This window comes from Bacteroides muris (ex Fokt et al. 2023) (assembly GCF_024704895.1).
GTDB lineage: Bacteria > Bacteroidota > Bacteroidia > Bacteroidales > Bacteroidaceae > Bacteroides > Bacteroides muris.
Genome location: NZ_JAMZEE010000078.1, coordinates 1 through 5,742, shown reverse-complemented (window position 1 = coordinate 5,742; position 5,742 = coordinate 1). Strand labels below are relative to the sequence as shown.

General features: G+C 38.3%; 6 protein-coding genes and 1 other RNA gene. 1 reads left to right on the top strand and 6 read right to left on the bottom strand.

Features of this window, described 5'->3' with window-relative positions; translation table 11 throughout:
* Positions 1 to 174: 174 nt before the first annotated feature.
* From M1B78_RS18065 to M1B78_RS18045, 5 genes are all read right to left on the bottom strand, one after another.
* Entirely contained in the window at positions 175 to 534 is a 360-nt protein-coding gene (locus M1B78_RS18065; RefSeq protein WP_257941455.1) for a hypothetical protein, read from the bottom strand.
* Between the two features lie 303 nt (positions 535 to 837).
* Positions 838 to 1,218 (bottom strand): hypothetical protein, encoded by a 381-nt coding sequence (locus tag M1B78_RS18060; protein WP_257941454.1) that lies wholly within the window; start codon positions 1,216 to 1,218, stop codon positions 838 to 840.
* Entirely contained in the window at positions 1,215 to 2,051 is an 837-nt protein-coding gene (locus M1B78_RS18055; RefSeq protein ID WP_257941453.1) for a penicillin-binding transpeptidase domain-containing protein, read from the bottom strand. Before M1B78_RS18055 ends, M1B78_RS18060 begins: the two co-directional genes overlap by 4 nt.
* A gap of 203 nt (positions 2,052 to 2,254) precedes the next feature.
* Positions 2,255 to 2,632 carry a hypothetical protein gene (locus M1B78_RS18050; protein ID WP_257941452.1) on the bottom strand — a complete coding sequence of 126 codons (378 nt, stop codon included), beginning with the start codon at positions 2,630 to 2,632 and terminating at the stop codon, positions 2,255 to 2,257.
* Positions 2,610 to 3,152 carry a hypothetical protein gene (locus M1B78_RS18045; RefSeq protein WP_257941451.1) on the bottom strand — a complete coding sequence of 181 codons (543 nt, stop codon included), beginning with the start codon at positions 3,150 to 3,152 and terminating at the stop codon, positions 2,610 to 2,612. The genes M1B78_RS18050 and M1B78_RS18045 overlap by 23 nt, the downstream gene beginning before the upstream one ends.
* Before the next feature lie 960 nt (positions 3,153 to 4,112).
* Here M1B78_RS18045 and ssrA point away from each other — a divergent pair.
* Positions 4,113 to 4,511: a transfer-messenger RNA gene (gene ssrA, locus M1B78_RS18040) on the top strand.
* A gap of 255 nt (positions 4,512 to 4,766) precedes the next feature.
* Here the strand turns inward: ssrA and M1B78_RS18035 are convergent.
* Positions 4,767 to 5,645, bottom strand: coding sequence for a PD-(D/E)XK nuclease family transposase (locus M1B78_RS18035; RefSeq protein ID WP_257941450.1), 879 nt, complete (start codon positions 5,643 to 5,645; stop codon positions 4,767 to 4,769).
* Between the last annotated feature and the right edge of the window lie 97 nt (positions 5,646 to 5,742).

Here is a 5,742-nt window from a genome sequence, read left to right as displayed (position 1 = left end):
ATGCAATATGTCAATTTCGTTAATCATCATCCGATTGGGCGGATAAAATATTCTCTAATTTAATTCAACCAACAGGTAGGATTAGTAAAACCAAACTCTCCCAAATAAAGTATTATAACAGCTACTCCGCCCCACAAAATAAACCAAATGATAAACCCTACTATTTTCTCCATATTACCAAATCTTTTTTTTAGCTCTAAACACTCCTATCTTTTTATAATTCATATCCATCAATTTTACTTCATCGTTGTAATTGTGGATAAGCAACATTCCCTTATTTCCCTGCTTATCTACAATTGTAAAGTAGCACCCAAATGATTCCTCTCTCTTTTCTATGATTGTGGCTACATTGTCCATCATTGTATCCATATCATCAAATTTAATTTTGTTTTCATAAACAATCATAGACCCATTTACAGCGGCTTCTGTACCATCACTCAATTTAATATAGTCAACGCTGTATCTACCTAAATATCCACCACTACATGAAATCAACATGAAAGCAGTCAGTAATAAAATTGAAATCTTTTTCATAAATTCTCACTTATGTTGCTTCTTCTCTCCCTAAAGCAAGCGATTACCATTGATAAAGTATGAGGAGAATAGCATAAAGCTACATACTTTTTATTTTACTTTCCTATAATTTGCGAGTTATGTACCATAAAATGACTACAAGGATGAGTCCGGCTACAATTGCAAAGCCGTATGAAAATTCTCCGATAGCACCATAGCGTGCTCCTGAATTACTATCGGGAGATAATACCAGAGTAAACCATATCCATAAAGCAAAAACAACAGCGGTCAAGCACCCACAACCTTTTTCACTATCTTTCCCCATTACTGATAGGTATATTTTTTCTCTTTGAAATTGATTGTTACACTTCCTTCTCTTGATTTCCGTTTTACCATTATCAGATATATTTTACCGCTATTTGAGCTACGATAAGCGGAGACAGTAAGGGACATGCCATTAGCCGAAACTGTGGTGCTATAAGCGTCGTTGGCTGAACCTACTTTTTGTAGGGATAGTCTATCGCCACCCCATTTGACTGTTATGGATGATTGGTTATCCCAGAATTGCAGATTTGGTGCATCGAAGTTTTTGGAAGTATAGCTGCCTTCTGCATCAGTCATAGTCGCGGAAACAGGTACAAACGTCTGTTGCGCAAAAGCCCAAAGAGGGGCTAACATTAAATAAAGAGCTACTAACGTTTTCATTTATTCTGTATTAATTGTTCAACTATTTGTCTAAACAGTCCTGCTGCATGTATATGACCGCTTGCAGGAAGCTCTTGTTTCTCCAAGACAACAAGGATGGTGTATCGGGGATTGTCAGTAGGGAAGTAACCGCAAAAATCCATGATATAGGTTGAATCATCGGGATTTCCTATCTGTATTGTTCCTCCTTTGCCTGCTACCTTTGCCTTATTTGTATTGGCACGCTTTCCAAGCCCTTCTGCTACCGTTCTTTCCAGTACTTGACGAATACTATCTATGTTTGCTTTGGAAGCAATCTGAGGGTTGATAATCGCTACACTATCCTTATATAGCTGAGGCTGCACCATGCGCCCATGATTGGCTATCGCATTATAGAAAGTAATCAACTGAATTGGAGATATTTTTGAAGCAGTCACATCGGTATTCAGTATGCACTCCAGCCCCTCGACAGAATCGGGCTTACCATAACCGATTTGCTCGATTGCAGCCTCATATTCGGACTTTTTATCGCCAAAGGCACGTTCCCTTATCAAGACTTCTCCAATGCGAGAATTGGCGGCTATTGCCCATTCTACGGTTATCTTCCCATAGCCACCTCTATGCCAGTTATGGTCTTTAATCGTATCGCCACCTGAGATATAAATACCTTTGCCTACATCTACGGTGTCGGATAAACTAATTTTACCAGTTTCCAGTGCAGCCAAAAGGGTGGCTACCTGCCTCTGTTCCGTTGGATATGGGGTGCAGAAATCGGTTGTAGGCTGGAATGGGGAGAGGGTGTCTTTCCGTTCCAGCCCTACCATTGCTCTGATATAACCCGTAGCGGTTTTCATGACAATAACTTTGCCTGATGTAGCTTTGTACTTCACTATTGTGGTAGCTAAGATGGTATCTACTTTATTTAGCAAAGAGGCGTCAATGATAGAGGAAGTTTCGGGGATTGGTCGAGTAAAAGTGCAACCAACGACTACGAACCCTATTAAACTGTATATATGTAATAATTTCATGCCTGTAATAAAGCGAATTAGATATAAAACTACCATAGTTCCAACAAAGCTGTTAATCGCCAGTCATCTATCACATTTCCTTTAATATCTGTAATTTCTAATGTATCATAGCCTAATGTAACAAGGTTTCTTATTAGCTCAGTATTGGCTATCAACATATTCCCAATATCCATCACTTCGTCATAATCAAGCGGTCTGCCTGCCAACATTCGTATTCTGAATCCATGATAAAAGAAACTGGAAAATTGATGCCTGTAATTACTGTTTCCACGAGAAGATTCAGCTTTCAAAAATGTTGGTGCAATTCCTATTATAAATGCTTGTTTTGAAGCCTTATTAAAATTATAAATAAGTTCATTTCGTTCCCTGATATTAGAAAACCATTCAACAATTCTCCCCCACCACATAATATTGACGCATAAAATATCTTAATTCAAGAAGAATCTTGATGATTTGTTTATATCTAATATAAAGTCCTGCTGGGAGTCCCTCTTGAGGTTTATTAGTGCATGGATGTAAATTCCATATAGCTTTAAAATAAGCATTTTCGATAGGCACATAATCATTGTTAAAAATATCAACAAAGGCTCGTTCAAATTCTTCGGTTATGAATAATTTTACCTCAAAAGCATTCTTTACTATTCGTATTTGTTCTTCATTTGTTTTTTCTACTAACCATTCTTGGCGTTTCGTTATGTATGCTTCAGAACGGAATTTTATCCAAAATTCGTTTTCACTTTGACAATCCTCACATTCGAGAAGGGCTTCTTTTAATTCTCTTAACTCTTCAGGAGAAGTGCATCGTTCGTACATCACATTCTCTTGCCAGATACTAATAATCCTTTCACATTGAATTTCAAACATTTCTTCTAAGCGAGCTATCTCTTTGCCATGCGTTAGCTTATAAAAATAATCTGTAAATGCCATATCTTTAAATATTTGTTCGTTAATTGATGTTTATAGCAATAGCTCCCTAAGAAAAATATGCTTGATTAGCATATAAAAAAAGCGTGGGAACATTGAATATTACCTTATTGAGGCTCTCGACTGCCCAGCACAAGTAATAAACAATGCCCACGCCAAACGATATATAAACTGCTCTAAATAAGAGGCAGGTATATAACATCAGCGTGAGCGTTCTTGCTTATTATCCTTGTGCGTGAAATTGTCGAGATTTCAATAAGGGATAATATCTTAAACGCTCTTTTTCGTTATTATGTCTGTTCTCTCAATTGGGAGAACGCTGCAAAGGTATAGAAAAGGTATTGGAACTCAAAAGAAAATGCCTCGAATTTCACGAGATTAGGTTGTAGAGCATATTTTAGGGAATATATGAATTCCCAAAGCAATCTCTTGGTATCTGTACGAGTAGCGAGCCTACAGAAGCCTAATAGGGGCGATTTTTGAACGGTTTTCAGCATTGACTATAAATGGTTACAGAGAAACAGAACTGCCTAAATCGGGCGAGAATCAAGGGGGGGAGGTTTCTTATGGCTGTTTGGAGCGAGGATATTACGAAGTCCATAGAGGCAATTAGAGGCGATTTCCGAACTGTTTATTGGGATGATGAGACTTTCTCAAGGCTACTGTTTTTTTGCTACAAGGGCAAAGGAATATAGCTTGGTGATTGGGTATGCTTTATTAATAATATGCAAATCTGTGCTGTTGCCAGATGTGGTATATCTGAGGGTTATATTCATATCTCAGATAAACGGTATTAGCTAATAATTGCAAATATATTATTGTTGGTAACAAAAGAATATGTATCTTTGCATCAAAGAAAGCAGCGATTAAGGTGTTTATTTATGTACCTTTTGTTACTGGTTTGTTACCAACGACTTCTAACAACGCTGCAATCTTTTAAATTTCAGACCGTTACAAAGTCATGGGGTTGACTGGATTTGACAGCGGGCAGAAATGGTAGGTAAGCATGCAGTGCGTCGTTGATTTGCACTTTAATCTCAGTCCTCAAAATTTTATCTGGCGAAACTCGTTACGCTCTCGCTGCTTAATCGAAGTATAGTAGATTGAAGCTTAATCCCGGCACCAGGTGCTGGGACGTGACATCACTCGGAAGCTGTTGCTCCGAAGCATTCCGATAAAGTGGTGCAGTCAAATCGGGGATAGTTCGTGCCAGCCTCGTGGCGCGGATGAAACTTTAGAGGATAAGGCAACGGTTGATGGCTTTGGTTCTGCCGCTGCACGAAAATTTAGGCAAAGATAAGCATGTAGAAAGCTTATGATTTCCTCGTTTGGACGAGGGTTCGATTCCCTCCAGCTCCACAGCTAAATAAAAAAACCGCTGATTTTCAGCGGTTTTTTTATTTAGTAAAATCAAATACTCCCCCTTTTACTCCCCCTGTTTTTATATTCATTTAACTAGTTCCTGTTAAATACCATAAAAAATGAACTTATTTCTTGATTAGATTGGGACTTGATGCTTTTATTATTATGTGTAGATTACTTGTTTCATAAACAAAAAGAGGAACCATACGTAATCTATTGTATAGTTCCTCCTAAATATGATGTAAAAAGTTTATATTATAGTTTTTCAATCTCTTCTTTAGACAATCCAGTAGCTCCAATAATTAATTCCATTGCGGTTCCTGATGACTTTAGATAACGGGCGACTTTGATAGCCTTCTTTCTTTCTCCTTCTTCAATCCCTTCCGCTCTTCCTTCTTCACGTTCAGTATTGATATTATCACGAAGGATTACAATATTATCTAGATGACGGTAATAGGCAGCAAGCTCATTCTTAGTCATGCTATCCAGTTTCAACCTTTCACGAGCCTCCTCAAGACCGGGAGCTGTAGCAGTGGAAGGAATTTCTCCAGTGTTAAGATAGTAGATCCATTCTTCCAGGGGACTTTTCGCTACCTGATTGAAACCGTTCACCTTCAGGATATAGTATTCGGGATATAACTGGCTTACCGTATCCACCTTGAATGCCTGCTTCTGGAATGGAGTGAGTTCTAGAAGATCATTGGTGTGGATACCTCTGAATTCCGTCTTTCCATGATAAACAAAATCAGTTCCATGTCCCAGAGAGAAATAGACAATATTAACGCTATAGACTTTACGGACCTTGTCATAGCTTTCTCCCCTATTGATATACTCGGTCACCAGCTTGGAAGTGCCGAACAACATACGCTGGAAGTAGGCGTATTCATTATTGTTCTGTACCTCTATCAACACCAGCTCACCCTTGGAGTTCTCGGCAAGCATATCGACACAGTTATACTTGTCATACTCATCCTCCTGATTGCTTTCGCTTTCAAGTAGTCGCTGAATAATAATTTTCTCACCCAATAATGTAGTGAGCAGACCTTCAAGAACACTGAAGTTCGCCTTGTTCCTGAGCAGACGTTTCATAGCCCAGTCAAAACGGATTATCTGATTCTTATTGTTGCTATTCATAATTGTCTAATATATTGGTTACTACAAAATTATATAGAAAAATCGAGTTTTTCTACACCGGCACAATAAAAACCGAGGCCAACCCTGAAACTCTGCT